The sequence below is a fragment of the Turicimonas sp. TL08 genome (assembly GCF_054660695.1).
Genome location: NZ_BAAGDP010000028.1, coordinates 16,216 through 29,743, shown reverse-complemented (window position 1 = coordinate 29,743; position 13,528 = coordinate 16,216). Strand labels below are relative to the sequence as shown.

The following is a 13,528-nucleotide window of genomic DNA, read 5'->3' as shown; positions in this document are numbered from 1 at the left end:
TTTTGCTTAGACCGCCTCCTATCCGCTTCCTGTTCGTTGAACATGCATTTTGCTATCAGCTTCCTTCAGATTCAACGTCGCCGTTGAACCCTTGCCGAGTCGCTAACCTTTCCCCTCATCGGGCAGGTTCGGGATTTGCACCCTATAGAGAGACGCCCTGCTGGGCGCACATGCCAAAAAGCGAACTCCGATGAGTTCGCTTTTTGTTGGCGGAAAGAAAAGTCAGAACTAGACTATAACGACTTCCGGCTCAAGCTTTACGTTAAAGCAGTTTTTGACACGGACGCGAATATCTTGGGCCATCCCGACAACGTCTTCGCCGAAAGCACTGCCGTAATTGACAATAATCAAAGGCTGTTTTTCATAGACGCCGACATCGCCCATTCTTAAGCCTTTTAATCCCGCATTATCGATAAGCCAAGCTGCCGACACTTTATAGCGTCCTCCGGCCATCGGATAAGCGACCACTGACGGATTCTTTTCTTGCAGGGCGTGAAATTCTTCACGGCTTAATACCGGATTTTTGAAGAAACTGCCTGCACTTCCAAGTTTATGAGGAGAGGGAAGTTTTCTCTTTCTGATAGCAATCACGGAATTGTAGATATCCGTCGGATGAAGCTCGGGTGCGTGATTGGACTGCAGATGCTCTCTCAAGTCCTTATAGCTAATCACCGGTTCCCATTTCTTTGGCAGCTTGAAAGTCACGGAGGTGATAAAAGCATTCTTCATTTCCGGCTTCTTGAACACAGAAGTTCTATAGCCGAAATCGCACTCTTCATTGCTGAGGACTTTACGTTCTTTGGTCTTCAGATCAAAATATTCAACGCAATGAATTCTCTCGGCCACTTCCATACCGTAAGCGCCGATATTCTGAATCGGAGCACCGCCTACCGTTCCCGGAATCAAAGTAAGGTTTTCTAAACCGGGCTTTTTCGCATCCAATGTTCTTAGAATAAAACTGTGCCAATCTTCACCGGAAGCTGCTTTTACGTAATAGAACTCCTCATCCTCGCCGGCTGCTTCAACCCCATAAAGATGGTTGCGGAGAATAATTCCATCGAAATCCTGACTGAACAAAATATCAGAACCGCCCCCGAGAATTAAGAATCTTTTCTCCGGGTATTGGGAAAGGAAGTCCGCAGCCTTCTCTAAATCCTCGGCGGTTTCAATATCAGCGAATTCTTTGGCTTTCGCAGTTATCCTAAATGTATTTAACTTCGTGAGGTCAACGTCATTCTTAACGGAAAAGCTCATAAAGATGCTCCGATTCTTATGCTTTTAATCTATTTAGTATTTTCTCTCTAATACTGTCGTTATCCAAGCCGCATTCCTTAAACAAGGAAAGATTGTCTCCTTGTTCCACAAACTTGTCAGGAATGCCGACTTGCAAAACTGGAAGTGCGCGGCCAAATTCTGCAATGGCTTCCAAACAAGCAGAGCCAGCTCCGCCTTGAATAACATTTTCTTCAGCGGTCACAATTAAATCATGATTTTCGGCCGCTTCTTTAATAATTTCTTGATCCAAAGGTTTCACGAACCTCATATCGACAAGAGTTGCATCAAGTTCTTCTGCCAGCGGGAGCAATTGATAAACCATGGAGCCAAAAGCCAAAATGGCCACACGTTTTCCTTTTTCTGCCCCTGATTTTCTCATCACTCTTGCCTTGCCAAGCGGAAGCTCCTGCATCGCCTCGACAATCTCAACGCCCGGTCCCTTCCCTCTCGGATAGCGGACAACAGCCGGACCGTTGTATTTATACCCCGTATAGAGCATTTGGCGCGTTTCATTCTCATCACTTGGAGCCATGATGACCAAATTCGGAATGCAGCGCAGGAAAGAAAGATCGAAGGCGCCGTGATGGGTTGCGCCGTCAGCCCCAACAATGCCGCCTCTGTCAAGCGGAAAAAGAACCGGCAGATTCTGCAGAGCCACGTCATGCACGATCTGGTCAAAGGCTCTCTGAGAAAAAGTTGAGTAGATCGCACAGACAGGCTTCATGCCGTCAATTGCCAAGCCGGCGGCAAATGTCACGGCATGCTGTTCAGCAATGGCAACATCAAAAAATCTATCCGGAAACTTCTTAGCAAAATTAGTAAGCCCCGAACCGGATTCCATTGCCGGCGTAATCCCAACAATCTTCTTATCTTTGGCTCCTATCTCGCAAAGCCAGTCACTAAAAACTTCCGTGTAAGTCTTTGCATGAGCTTTAGCTTGAATTCCGACCTTCACATCAAACGGTGAGATGCCATGGTACTGTGTCGGGTCATGAGCAGCCGGCTCGTAGCCGTGACCCTTCTCCGTGACGATATGAAGAACAAGTGGGCCCGGTAACTCTTTCATGTTCTTGAGCAAAGGAATCAAAGCTTTCAAATCATGTCCGTCGATAGGACCATGATAATTAAGACCAAACTCTTCAAAAAGTGTGGAGGCAGGAGCTACGATGCCCTTACTGTATTCTTCGGCCTTTCTTGTCAAATCATAAAGGCGCGGAATCGGACGGACCAAAGCCTTTACCGATTCACGAGCTTGGGCGTAAAAGCGTCCGCTCATCAAACTGAAGAAATGCTTGCTCAATGCTCCTACGGGAGGAGAAATAGAACAATCATTATCATTTAGGATAACCAAAAGACGAATGTCTTTCATGTCCCCTGCACAGTTCATGGCTTCAAATACCATGCCTGCGGTCATTGCTCCGTCGCCGATAACTGCCACGTGATGCCGGTCTCTGAGTCCTCTTTCACGCGCGGAGACTGCCATACCTAAGGCGGCGGAGATGGAAGTTGAAGAGTGACCTGTTCCGAATGCATCGAACTCACTCTCGGTAATCTTCGGAAATCCTGACAAACCTTGGTATTGGCGGAGATGAGCCATTTGCTCTCTTCTGCCGGTAAGAATCTTATGGGCATATGCCTGATGGCCGACGTCCCAAATCAACTTGTCTTCAGGAGTGTCAAAAACGTAGTGAATTGCAATGGCTAATTCGACACAACCCAAAGAGGAAGACAGATGCCCTCCGGTTTTTGAGACTGAATCAATAATAAAGGCCCGAAGCTCTTTTGCTAAGACCTCAAGCTCCGGAATACTGAGTTTTTTTAGATCTCCGGGAGAATTAACAGTTTCAAGCAGCTCATACATAGTTAGTGATCCCGGGAATAAATAAAGTCGGCAATTTCTCTGAGACGGAGTGTTTTATTACCGCCGACGATATTTTCAATTTTTTGCACTGACGCCAGGGCCAGCTCATATTGTTCTTTTGCTAACTCACGAGATTTATCTAATCCTAAAATAGAAACGTAAGTCGGCTTGTTTTCTAATGCATCTTTACCGGCCGTTTTACCAAGCTTCTCTGCGCTTGAGACAACGTCCAAAATGTCATCGACAATCTGAAAAAGCAAACCTACGGCATTACCGTAGGATGAAAGTGCTTCAACCAATTCCTCGCTGGACGATTCTTCTTTCGCACACCAAATGCCCGACATAACGGCAGCATGAAGAAGAGTCCCTGTCTTCAAAGCATGCATATGCCGGAGCTCTTCCAAAGTCATCTTTTTACCGACCATAGATAAATCGATGGCTTGTCCGCCGCACATACCGCGGCTCGAAGCGGCGTCTGCAAGTAAAGAAATAAGGACAAGCTTTTGGTGAGGATTAAGAGTAGTCTCGGAAATATAAATGAAGGCTTCCGGCTGAAGCGCGTCTCCGGCAAGCATTGCCATCGCCTCGCCGTATTTTGCGTGAGTTGTGGGCTTTCCGTGACGCAGCATATCATTATCCATGCAGGGAAGATCATCATGGATCAATGAATATGAATGAACGCACTCGATGGCAAGAGCCACTCTGTCTGCGTTGTGCTCATCAGCCCCAAATAGTTCGCTTACTGCGTATACCAGTAGAGGACGGACTCTTTTTCCGCCTCCTATAACGGAATAACGCATGGCTTCATGCAGGATTTTGGGTTCAAGATCTGTTGGAGGCAAAAGCTCTCCTGCAGCTACCTCCACTCTTTGCTGGCAATCTTTGACCCACTCATTAAAACTTTTACTCATATTTCTTTTTATTGTTAACTAAAAAGGCACATCGTCTTTTAAGTCTGAAGAAGTGATTGCAGTCAGTTCGGAATCCAGCTTCTGAATTTTTTTCTGAGCTTCATCCAAAAGTTTTTGACAATGAGAACCTAATTCGATACCTCTCTGATATGTCGCCACGGACTCTTCCAGAGTAAGACCACCTTGGCTCATTTTATTGGAAAGCTGTTCCAATTCAGCCAAAGCCTCTTCGTAGGACATTTGAGAAATTTCCTTTGTTTTATCTTGTGCCATTTTTCTTGCTTTTCTCAGAAAGTAGTACTTTACCTAACTTTATCCTATTTAAAAAGATTTTAAATGGTTAAAGGTCTAGAAAGCGCATGAAATTCAGATCTGAAAGATATTCAAACGAATTCTATACGCCTCAGAAAACACCGGGATTTCGTTCCATGCCCTCGAACCAAACATTACAATCTCGGCATTAACCGGAGAGATTATGATTTATACCACTTTGATGAATGTTCAGGAACTCCACGCAATCCTTGTTAATCAAAAGATTACAGGCAAAAAAGTTCCTCTTTGTGTTCTTGACTGCCGCTGCAGCATCGGAAATCCGGACATCGGCATTGAACTTTATAAAGAAGGTCATATCCCGGGCGCGGTTCTATGCGATTTTGATAGAGTTGTTACAGGCAAGGTCTGTCAGGGAACAGGCCGTCACCCAATGCCCGACCGAGAAACTTTTATCAAGAACATGGAAGCCCTCGGCGTAAGTTCCGATAAACAGATTGTCATTTACGACCAAGGAGGACTTGGATTTGCTACTAGGTTGTGGTTCCAGCTTCGCTGGATCGGTCTGGAAAAAGTCGCAGTCCTCGACGGCGGTTATCAAGCATGGGTAAATCAGAAATTCCCCGTTTCGACTGAACCAGCCGTTCCGGAAGCCGGAGTTATTAACGCTAACAAACCGTTTGAAATCCCGACCGAAATGAAAACGGTGCAGGACAATTTGAAAACTCATGAGTATCTTGTCCTGGATGGCCGTTCAGAGTCTCGTTTCCATGGCATCGGCGAAACTATTGATAAGAAAGCGGGGCACATTCCGGGTTCCGTTTGCCGTTCCGGCTCAATGAACTTCAACAAAGACGGGACTTTCAAATCTCCGGTTGAACTTCGTAAAGAATTTCTTGAGTTGTTGAACGGAAGAAAACCAAGCCAAATCATCAACAGCTGCGGCTCCGGCGTCAATGCTTCAGTTAATCTGTTTGCAATGGATTTATGCGGTTTAGTCGGATCTCATCTTTATACAGGCTCTTGGAGTCAGTGGATTGACGATGAATCAAATCCCATTGCCTGCAATTAACGAACAACTTTTTTCTTGGAGGTTGAGGAATCCGTAAACCTCCGAGAAATTCAAGGATGCAGATTAATGCGTATGCAAAGACCCAGTCGCTACGATTGCAAGCAGAACGCCTAGGACAATAAAGAGCATCTGCGTAAAAAAGGCAGTTCTGCCCTTCTTGATCATCTCCGGCATCAAATCGGACAAGGCAATGTAAATAAAGCTTGCGGCAGCCACTGCAAATGCGTATGGAATAAGCCAGCTGACTTTGTCTAAGAGGAAGTAGCCGAGAATCCCGCCGAGAACGGACGTAAAGCCCGAAAGCAGGTTATAGAACAAGGCTCGGCCTTTACTGAAGCCGGAATGAAGAAGAACCATAAAGTCTCCGACCTCTTGCGGAATTTCATGGGCCATAATGGCCAACGCCGTAATCCAACCTAAACTCGGTGTCACCATAAAGGCGCTGGCAATCAATACCCCGTCTGTCAAATTGTGGAAGGCGTCTCCAAGAAGAATCGCTTGACCTCCTCTGCCTTGGCTTTTTCTGCTCTCTTCGATCATTTGAGAAACATTTTCTGCTTCATGATGAGAGAAAAATTGTTCAATGCCGAAAAGAATCAAAACGCTTAACAGAAGAGTCCATCCGATATAGGTCGCATCTTCATGATGCTCAAAGGCCTCCGGAAGAAGATGCGTGAAAGAAACGGCCAAGAGAAGTCCTGCCGAGAGGCATAACATCTTGGACATATATCTATCCAAGAATCGAAAACTAATCAACCCGGCCAACACGATAGAAAGCGCCGAGGATATAACTGTTGCTAAGATAATTTGCAGGACTATTGACATACGTTTCCTTTCCGTGCGTTAGAGTACTACGCCCGGAACAAAAATTCGCCAAAAAGAGCTTAATTCAAGAAAAAGTCTTCAGCCTTCTTCTTTGCGAACGCTAAGTTTTTCTTTTTTATACCAGCTTCTTGCGAACGCCTCTTCGACGCTAATCGGCGGGATCCAATTTAAAAGCAAACGGTTTTTAGTTATGTCTTCAACGCGGCTTTCAAAGAAAAATTCTCCCCAAGTTCGCCTTCCGATGTAGCTATTGAAAAGAGAAAGGAGCTTTTTAGGGAACGGCCACAGCATGCACGGCCGATGTCCGGTTCTAGCAAGCAGCTTAAAAATCTGCAGTGTTGACAAATCCTTACCGTCGCTCACCAGAAAAACTTCATTGGCTGCTTTCTCATGCACGGAGACGCACCTTAGAAAATCCACAAGATTATCAATACTAACCAATGAGCGCTCGTTATCTCCCGTACTGCCCAATGGAAGCGGCAGGCAGAACTGAACCATCAATTGGACGGCTCTGAAAAGATTGCTGCACTCGGGTCCGTAAACCATAGGACAGCGGACAATCACAAGTTCCATTTTGCTTTCTTCCGCTATTTTTCTAACCTCTCTCTCGGCCGCAAGCATGGTCTTGCCAAGAGCAAGTTTCGGACGCGGTACCGAGTCGGCATAGAACTTTTTGCCCGGCGGCGTGACTTCCCCGTCAACCTCTATGGTGCTGAGAAAAACAAATCTTTTTACGCCCGCCTGAGCTGCGGCTTGAGCAAGATACACTGAGCCAAGCACAAATATTCTTTGCAATGTTGAAATTTCAACCGGCGTTCCGTGATTGGCTTTCTCTAAGGCACTAGCATGCACCACGACATCGACCCCTTCCAGTGCTTCACGAAGATTCGGTCTTTCTTCGAACGGTTCACAGCAAAAACATGAAACTTCCGGGTGATCCACCATTTTCCCAATGCGGGAAGTCACGCGCACGTCAAATTCCTTTTTGCGCTTTAATAGATCTAATACCATGGCGTTGCCGACATATCCGCAGCATCCGGTAATGAGGATTTTAGTTTTCATGTGCTCAGTATTTAGCCAAATGTTAGGTACATTTAACGTTTATTTTTTCATTCGGGAGAACGCAACTGCTGGTGATACTATGCCATATCATCATGTAATCGTATTCTATAGGAGAAAAAACGATGGATTTTCTTGAACTGTCCAAGACGCGCTTCACAGCTAAAAAATTTGATCCTTCCAAAAAGATTCCGGAGGACGACATCAAGAAATTAAAAGAGATTCTCAGACTATCTCCCTCTTCAGTTAACAGCCAGCCTTGGGTATTTATTTTCGGTTCCAGCGATGAGGCTAAGAAAAAAATCCGTCCGGCCGTCAACGACTTTAACTGGCCTAGAACAGATACATGCTCGCACTTTGTCGTAATCGCCGTCAGAGACGGACTCAGCGACAAATACTTGGAAGAAATCCTTGATCAAGAAATTAAGGACGGAAGACTTTTGAGCGATCAGATTGTCAAAGAACAAAGAGAATCCAGAAAATACTTCGTCGGTCTTCGCGACGCAGCTCACACAACTTTGACTTGGGAAGCTAAGCAGGCTTATATTGCCATGACTGCCCTTCTCTACGGCTCAGCGAGCTTAGGAATCAACTCCACTCCTATTGAAGGCTTTGAAGAAGAAACGATGGACAAGATTCTTGGTTTGGATAATTACGGTTTGAAATCGGTTTTACTTGTCACACTCGGATACGACGCCGCCGATGACCACAATGCCACTCGTCCTAAATCCAGACTTCCGTTAGATAAGATTATTTGGGAAATGAAGTAATCTAGTTTCGTTAACGCATGGGAGGTCTACCTCCCATTTTTTTGCAGTTTTCAAAAAACTTTGAGCCTAATCGTCCTCAACTTCCTCCAAGCGGTTTCAAAAACTCTTCTCGAAAGTACTCATTAATTTTCTATACAAGATTTGAGAAAATCACCTCATGTTTAGAGGTCGGCTTTTTCTCACAATCTTTGTTTTTGGCTTAAGCGTATTTTGCCAAGGAACCTCTGCACTCGAAAAAGACAGCAGACCCTCTTTAACCATCGGATATGTGAGACAAACAACAACCAACATAGACGATGACGCCATTGGTCCTACGGTTGAGTATCTTCAGGAAAAACTCAATGACAAATATTCGTTTAGGTTAGTGGCTCTGACCTCCTCGAACCTTATTAGCGAAATTAAATCTATAAAACCGGAATTTCTTATCGTTCCCAGCGAATATTTCATTCAAATTACCGCTTCGGAAGGCCTAGGAGCGCATGATATTGCAGTTAGGAAGACGATTTTTTCTTCCGATGCCTCCCGATCGATAGGCTCGGCTTTCATCACCTCAAAAAATCGAGGCGATATCAAGACAATTGAGGATCTGAAAGGAAAAACGGTTTCAACAGCCGATACTGGTACAGTCGGAGATTGGTGGGCCGCTTTGGGAGAAATTAAGAGAAGAGGGCTTGATCCGGAGAACTTTTTTTCTGAAGTGCGTCTAGCTCCATTCTTCTTTGCAGGAGTAGTCGCTGAAGTTTTGTCAGGTAAATCGGATGTAGGCATCCTTCCGACATGTGCCCTGGAGCAGCTCCAGGCCGAAGGCCTCCTTTCTCCGGGCGCCGTTAAAGTGATAGATGCAGTTCCTAATAATCGTGAACAGGAACCCTTTTATTGTGCTCGTTCAACCGTAGGCCTTTACCCCGGAACCGTTATGGCTTCCATGCAGAATGCTCCGGATAAAGTCGTTAAAGACATTACGGTTGCCCTCTTCACAATGCCGGATACCAATAAAAGCGAATGGGCAGTCAGCAATGACTTTTCCGAGATGTTGGCCCTTATGAAAGACCTTAAGTTCGGCATGTTCGAGAACCTTCGGGATTATTCGGTAAAGAACCTTCTCAAAACTTATTCAACGGAAATATTTATCGTCCTGCTTGTCCTTCTGTTCCTTTTCTTGAACGAGCTCCGAATCCATCGTCTTGTTGACAAACGCACCGCTCAGCTTTCTTCAGCATTAAAGGCCAAAGAAGCCGCAGAACAAGAGGCCATCGAAGGACGCAAACGTCTTTCTCACATTGAAAGATCGGGCGTAATCTCCCAAATGTCCAATATTATTGCCCATGAGCTAAAGCAACCTTTAGGAGCGCTCATCAACTATGCGGCCGTACTGAAGCTCAAAGCAAAACAACAGGGTTCCGGAGACGACATTACCGCAAAGGTTATCTCCAACATTGACAGCGAAGCCCGGAGAATTGCCTCCATTGTCGACAGCGTCAGAAAATTTGCCAAGAAGGAACAAGCCCCACAAGTCCCTTCCGATCTCCTCAAAATTACCGAAAAAGCTTTGAGAACTTTTGCTCAGCAAGAAGATCCGGAAGCTTCGATTCCTCTTAAATCATCAGTTCAGGAAGCACCCATCCTTGCAGATCCTTTGTCTCTGGAACTATTAATTCTGAATATTATCCGAAACGGTGCTTCGGCAAGTTTGTCCGATACCGGCAAAGTTAGTGTAAAGATCGACCTGGACGATTTAGGGAATAAATGGCTGCTGAAAATATCCAATAAAGGCAAAAGTCTCTCGGATTCTCAATTTGCTCGTCTCTCATCTCTCAGCGAAAGTGTCAAGCCTGAGGGCCTGGGACTTGGATTGGCAATTGTCCGTGAGATCGCCGATAACCACTCTGCCGCATTAAATTTTGAAAGAAGACCCGGAGGCGGAGTAACTGCCAGCATTTCAATAGAAAAATTACAAAGGAAGAACTAAATGGAAGACCTTCAAAAACAAGCTCTCATAAGGATTGTCGATGATGATGAGAGTCTTCTCTTCTCCACCCAGATTTACTTAGAGGCTCTTGGCTGGAAAGTGGTGACATACAACAATGCCGTTGACTTTCTAAACCGCGATAATTTGAATTTGCCCGGCTGCCTAATCTTGGACGTTCGTATGCCTCGGATGACAGGTCTGGAACTGCAGGAGCTCTTAGAAAGCAGAGGGTTCGCCCATTTTCCAATCATCTTTCTCTCGGGTCACGGCGACATCGAAATGGCCGTTCACACAATGTCCCATGGAGCGGTTACTTTCTTAGAAAAACCCGCTGATCCGGAAAAACTGGCTGAGGCTGTAAAAAAGGCCGTCAGCATCGGCATAAAGAAAGGAAGCGCGGAAAAAGAATTAAGAGAACTCCGTAGGAAATTCAACTCTCTTACACCGCGAGAAGTAGAAGTAATCAAGCTTGTAAGCAAAGGTCTTTCTAACAAGGAAATAGCAGAGTCTCTGAATGTGGCGTTAACCACAGTAAAAATGCACCGCGGCAACGCCGTCGACAAGTTAGAAGTCCACTCCGCCGCTGAAATCACTAAAGCATTGGTCTCGTTAGGTGAGGCTTTATGATCTCGCGAAGACAGCTTCTGGGCTCCCTTGCGCTGGCAGCTGCCCCTTTGCAGTTAGCTTCGGCACAGGGTGTGGCTCACCTGGATAGGGTCTGGGATGTGATCATCATCGGCTCCGGATTAGCCGGCCTATCCGCGGCGGTATCCGCAAAAGAAAACGGAGCTGAAAAAGTCTTAGTGATTGAGAAGACTCCTTTACTGGGAGGACACTCTAAGTACGCCAGCGGCTCTTTTTGCGCTTGCCTTCCTACCAATGTTGATGCTCAAGGCCGAAAAGATTCTCCTGAGTTAATGGCTGAAGAGATATTTGAAGGAGGCGGAAGAATAGGAAACATTGAGCTCATTAGAACCCTAGCGGAACAAAGTCGGAGTGCTTACGAGTGGCTGGCATCGATGGGAGTTCGATGGTCAGGACCTTTTATCCCGGTAGGTGCAGTTTATCCTCGAGGCTTCCACGCCCAGGCTCCTTTACCTGGATTTGATTACGTCCTCAAAGTCAACCGTACCGCCAGAGAATTAGGAGTAACCTTCCTCTTCTGCCATCGAGTCCTCGATTTGCTGACAGACTCAAAGACGAGTCGGGTCAACGGTGTGGTAATTAGAAGTGAAGTAGGACAGCTGAAATATCTTCTGGGAAAGTCCGTCATCATTGCAACCGGCGGCTACACGGAAGACAAAGCTCTGCGCCAGAAATACGACCCTCGTCTGTCGCCTTCTTTAACAAGTACCGCCAATCCCTACGGGCGAGGCCTTGATACAGCCACCGGAGACGGACTCAAAATGGCTGTGGCAATCGGGGCCGACACTTTTGACTTAGAACACATTCAGACGTTGTTTTATCTCGGAGGACGTTTACTCGATTACGTCGGCGGCGATATCTACTTGGATCCGAACGGCAAAAGATTTGTGAATGAAGGAGAAACTCTTAAAGAAATCTCTGACACGGTTCTAACTCTAGGGTTACCCGAGATTTGGGTCCTCACGGATTCCAAATCCCACAAAGGGCCGAATTTCGAAAATCGAGTAAAGAACGGAATTGTCAACAAATGCGCATCTTTGGAAGAAGTAGCCGCCGTAATGCATTGTCCGGTATCGAATTTAAGAGATACTGTCATGGCTTACAACCTTGATGCCGCCTCCGGAAAGGATTCTCAATTTCATAAAACCACTGTTCTTCAGCAGATTAACCTGCCACCCTATTTTGTTGGAAAAGAAAAACTCGCTGTTCACTACTGCTGCGGAGGCCTCAAGTGTGATGCAAAAGCCAGGGTACTAGATATCTATGAAGAGCCAATCGGCGGTCTTTATGTAGCAGGAGAAGCTTCAGGAGGTATTCACGGGAAAAATCGAATGGGAGGCTGCTCGCTTGTGGAATGTGTTGTTTTCGGAAGGATTGCGGGCAAGGAAGCGGCAAAGCTGTCTTCTTAACGGAAAGGACGCATAGAACTGAAGAAATAGCTCTCTGATAAAAAGAAAAAGACTGGAAAGAACAGCTGCCAACATGTTCTTAACCAGTCGAAATCTAAGGAGAACTAAATGTCGTTAAAGAGAACTCTCTATCAACAAGACGAATTCTAAAGAGAACTCTTTCCTCTCAATACCTCCTTTGGTACATAAAGCTTTTTCTTTAAGTAATTATTCGTACCAAAAATTTTCTTTGGTTGTTAAGATATATAGGTCTAATAATTACTCCTACTGAAATGATTAAGAATCAAGCCAACAATAATCTGACCGCTATTGTGGTTGCGGCAGGAGTCGGCTCCCGCATGGGAGATAAGTCTCCTAAACAATATAAAAAAATCGGCACCAAGACGATGCTGGAACTGTCAATCGATGCATTATTGGCTGAACCGAGAATTACACGGGTTATCATTGTAGTATCCCCGTCCGATATGCTTGCGCAGTCATTGAACTTTGACAATGATGCCGTGACGGTTGCCCGAGTGGGCGGTTTAACACGAGCTTCCAGTGTTCAAAACGGATTATCTTATGCCGCATTCACCTCGAATGATTGGGTCCTCGTCCATGATGCCGCACGCCCTTGCCTTCTCCCTTCTGATGTCTCAAAACTCATCGACACTTGCATTGAAAATGATAAGGGGGGCCTCCTAGCTGTTCGTGTCAACGACACATTAAAAAAAGAATCCGATCACGGAACAGCTTCCCACACAGTCCCTCGAGACGGATTATGGGCAGCTCAAACACCTCAGATGTTCAAAGCATTTGACCTAATAGATGCTTTGGAGAAAGCAGGCGAAAGCGTAACCGATGAGGCAAGTGCGATGGAAAAGAACGGCTGCTCTCCTCTCTTGGTAGAAGGCACGGAAACCAATATCAAAGTCACGAGACCCACAGATCTTTGGCTTGCCGAAGCAATTCTCGATAAAAGAAATAAAGGACTGAAATGACAGTTAGTTTAAGAGTTGGACAAGGATACGACGTCCATAAACTCGTCGAAGGAAGAAAATTCATCCTCGGCGGCGTAGAAATTCCTCATGACAAAGGATTGCTCGGCCATTCAGACGCTGACGTTCTTTTGCACGCCATCACGGATGCGGTCTTAGGTGCAGCCGCCTTGGGAGATATCGGCAGACACTTCCCCGATACGGATGACAAATACAAAGGAGCCGACAGTGAATGGCTCTTAGCCGAGGCTATGCAGAAGGTTCGCGATAAAGGGTACAAACTCGTCAATCTCGACAGCACGGTCATTGCACAAAAACCTAAACTCTCTCCTTATATCAACGAAATTTGCATGAACCTGGCTAACATCCTGCAGATCGATGCGGATTGCGTCAACGTCAAAGCCAAGACAAATGAAAAATTAGGTTTTGAAGGTCAGGAACTGGGAGTCGTCGCTCAAGCTGTAGTACTGCTTGAAAAAGTTTAA

At 45.8% G+C, this 13,528-nt stretch carries 14 protein-coding genes; 8 read left to right on the top strand and 6 right to left on the bottom strand.

The window, feature by feature from the left end:
- Positions 1-194: hypothetical protein (locus tag ACYQ4O_RS11550; protein WP_460175695.1), on the top strand; the 194-nt coding region annotated here is incomplete at its 5' end.
- A 34-nt stretch (positions 195-228) separates the two neighbouring features.
- Here ACYQ4O_RS11550 and murB read toward each other — a convergent pair.
- Genes murB through xseB form a run of 4 tightly spaced genes read right to left on the bottom strand, consistent with a single transcriptional unit; the run spans position 229 to position 4,320 of the window.
- Entirely contained in the window at positions 229-1,260 is a 1,032-nt protein-coding gene (gene murB / locus ACYQ4O_RS11545) for a UDP-N-acetylmuramate dehydrogenase (protein WP_308514231.1), read from the bottom strand.
- Positions 1,261-1,270: 10 nt separating this feature from the next.
- On the bottom strand, positions 1,271-3,136 hold the full coding sequence (dxs, locus tag ACYQ4O_RS11540; protein WP_460175694.1) for a 1-deoxy-D-xylulose-5-phosphate synthase: 1,866 nt from the start codon (positions 3,134-3,136) through the stop codon (positions 1,271-1,273).
- A 2-nt stretch (positions 3,137-3,138) separates the two neighbouring features.
- The gene (locus tag ACYQ4O_RS11535; protein WP_308514222.1) at positions 3,139-4,047 is read right to left on the bottom strand and encodes a polyprenyl synthetase family protein; all 909 of its coding nucleotides are present in this window, start codon (positions 4,045-4,047) and stop codon (positions 3,139-3,141) included.
- Between the two features lie 18 nt (positions 4,048-4,065).
- Positions 4,066-4,320 (bottom strand): exodeoxyribonuclease VII small subunit, encoded by a 255-nt coding sequence (gene xseB, locus ACYQ4O_RS11530; RefSeq protein ID WP_308514221.1) that lies wholly within the window; start codon positions 4,318-4,320, stop codon positions 4,066-4,068.
- A 202-nt stretch (positions 4,321-4,522) separates the two neighbouring features.
- On the opposite strand from xseB, the gene ACYQ4O_RS11525 reads away from it, so the two are divergent.
- Complete coding sequence (locus tag ACYQ4O_RS11525) at positions 4,523-5,389, top strand: sulfurtransferase (RefSeq protein WP_460175693.1); 867 nt, start codon at positions 4,523-4,525, stop codon at positions 5,387-5,389.
- 63 nt (positions 5,390-5,452) lie between these two features.
- On the opposite strand, the gene ACYQ4O_RS11520 is transcribed toward ACYQ4O_RS11525, so the two are convergent.
- Positions 5,453-6,214 carry a ZIP family metal transporter gene (locus tag ACYQ4O_RS11520; RefSeq protein WP_460175692.1) on the bottom strand — a complete coding sequence of 254 codons (762 nt, stop codon included), beginning with the start codon at positions 6,212-6,214 and terminating at the stop codon, positions 5,453-5,455.
- Positions 6,215-6,292: 78 nt separating this feature from the next.
- Positions 6,293-7,276, bottom strand: a complete 984-nt coding sequence (locus ACYQ4O_RS11515) for an NAD-dependent epimerase/dehydratase family protein (protein ID WP_460175691.1) — start codon at positions 7,274-7,276, stop codon at positions 6,293-6,295.
- A 122-nt stretch (positions 7,277-7,398) separates the two neighbouring features.
- Here ACYQ4O_RS11515 and ACYQ4O_RS11510 point away from each other — a divergent pair, with 122 nt between their 5' ends.
- The 6 genes from ACYQ4O_RS11510 to ispF all read left to right on the top strand — a co-directional run bounded on the left by ACYQ4O_RS11510 (position 7,399) and on the right by ispF (position 13,528).
- The gene (locus tag ACYQ4O_RS11510) at positions 7,399-8,043 is read left to right on the top strand and encodes a nitroreductase family protein (RefSeq protein WP_460175690.1); all 645 of its coding nucleotides are present in this window, start codon (positions 7,399-7,401) and stop codon (positions 8,041-8,043) included.
- Between the two features lie 157 nt (positions 8,044-8,200).
- Entirely contained in the window at positions 8,201-10,012 is a 1,812-nt protein-coding gene (locus tag ACYQ4O_RS11505; RefSeq protein WP_460175689.1) for a sensor histidine kinase, read from the top strand.
- Positions 10,013-10,639 (top strand): response regulator transcription factor, encoded by a 627-nt coding sequence (locus ACYQ4O_RS11500; RefSeq protein ID WP_460175688.1) that lies wholly within the window; start codon positions 10,013-10,015, stop codon positions 10,637-10,639.
- On the top strand, positions 10,636-12,066 hold the full coding sequence (locus ACYQ4O_RS11495) for an FAD-dependent oxidoreductase (RefSeq protein ID WP_460175687.1): 1,431 nt from the start codon (positions 10,636-10,638) through the stop codon (positions 12,064-12,066). The genes ACYQ4O_RS11500 and ACYQ4O_RS11495 overlap by 4 nt, the downstream gene beginning before the upstream one ends.
- A 272-nt stretch (positions 12,067-12,338) precedes the next feature.
- Entirely contained in the window at positions 12,339-13,046 is a 708-nt protein-coding gene (gene ispD, locus ACYQ4O_RS11490) for a 2-C-methyl-D-erythritol 4-phosphate cytidylyltransferase (RefSeq protein ID WP_460175686.1), read from the top strand.
- A complete protein-coding gene (gene ispF, locus ACYQ4O_RS11485; RefSeq protein WP_308514212.1) occupies positions 13,043-13,528 on the top strand; it encodes a 2-C-methyl-D-erythritol 2,4-cyclodiphosphate synthase in 486 nt (161 codons plus the stop codon). Before ispD ends, ispF begins: the two co-directional genes overlap by 4 nt.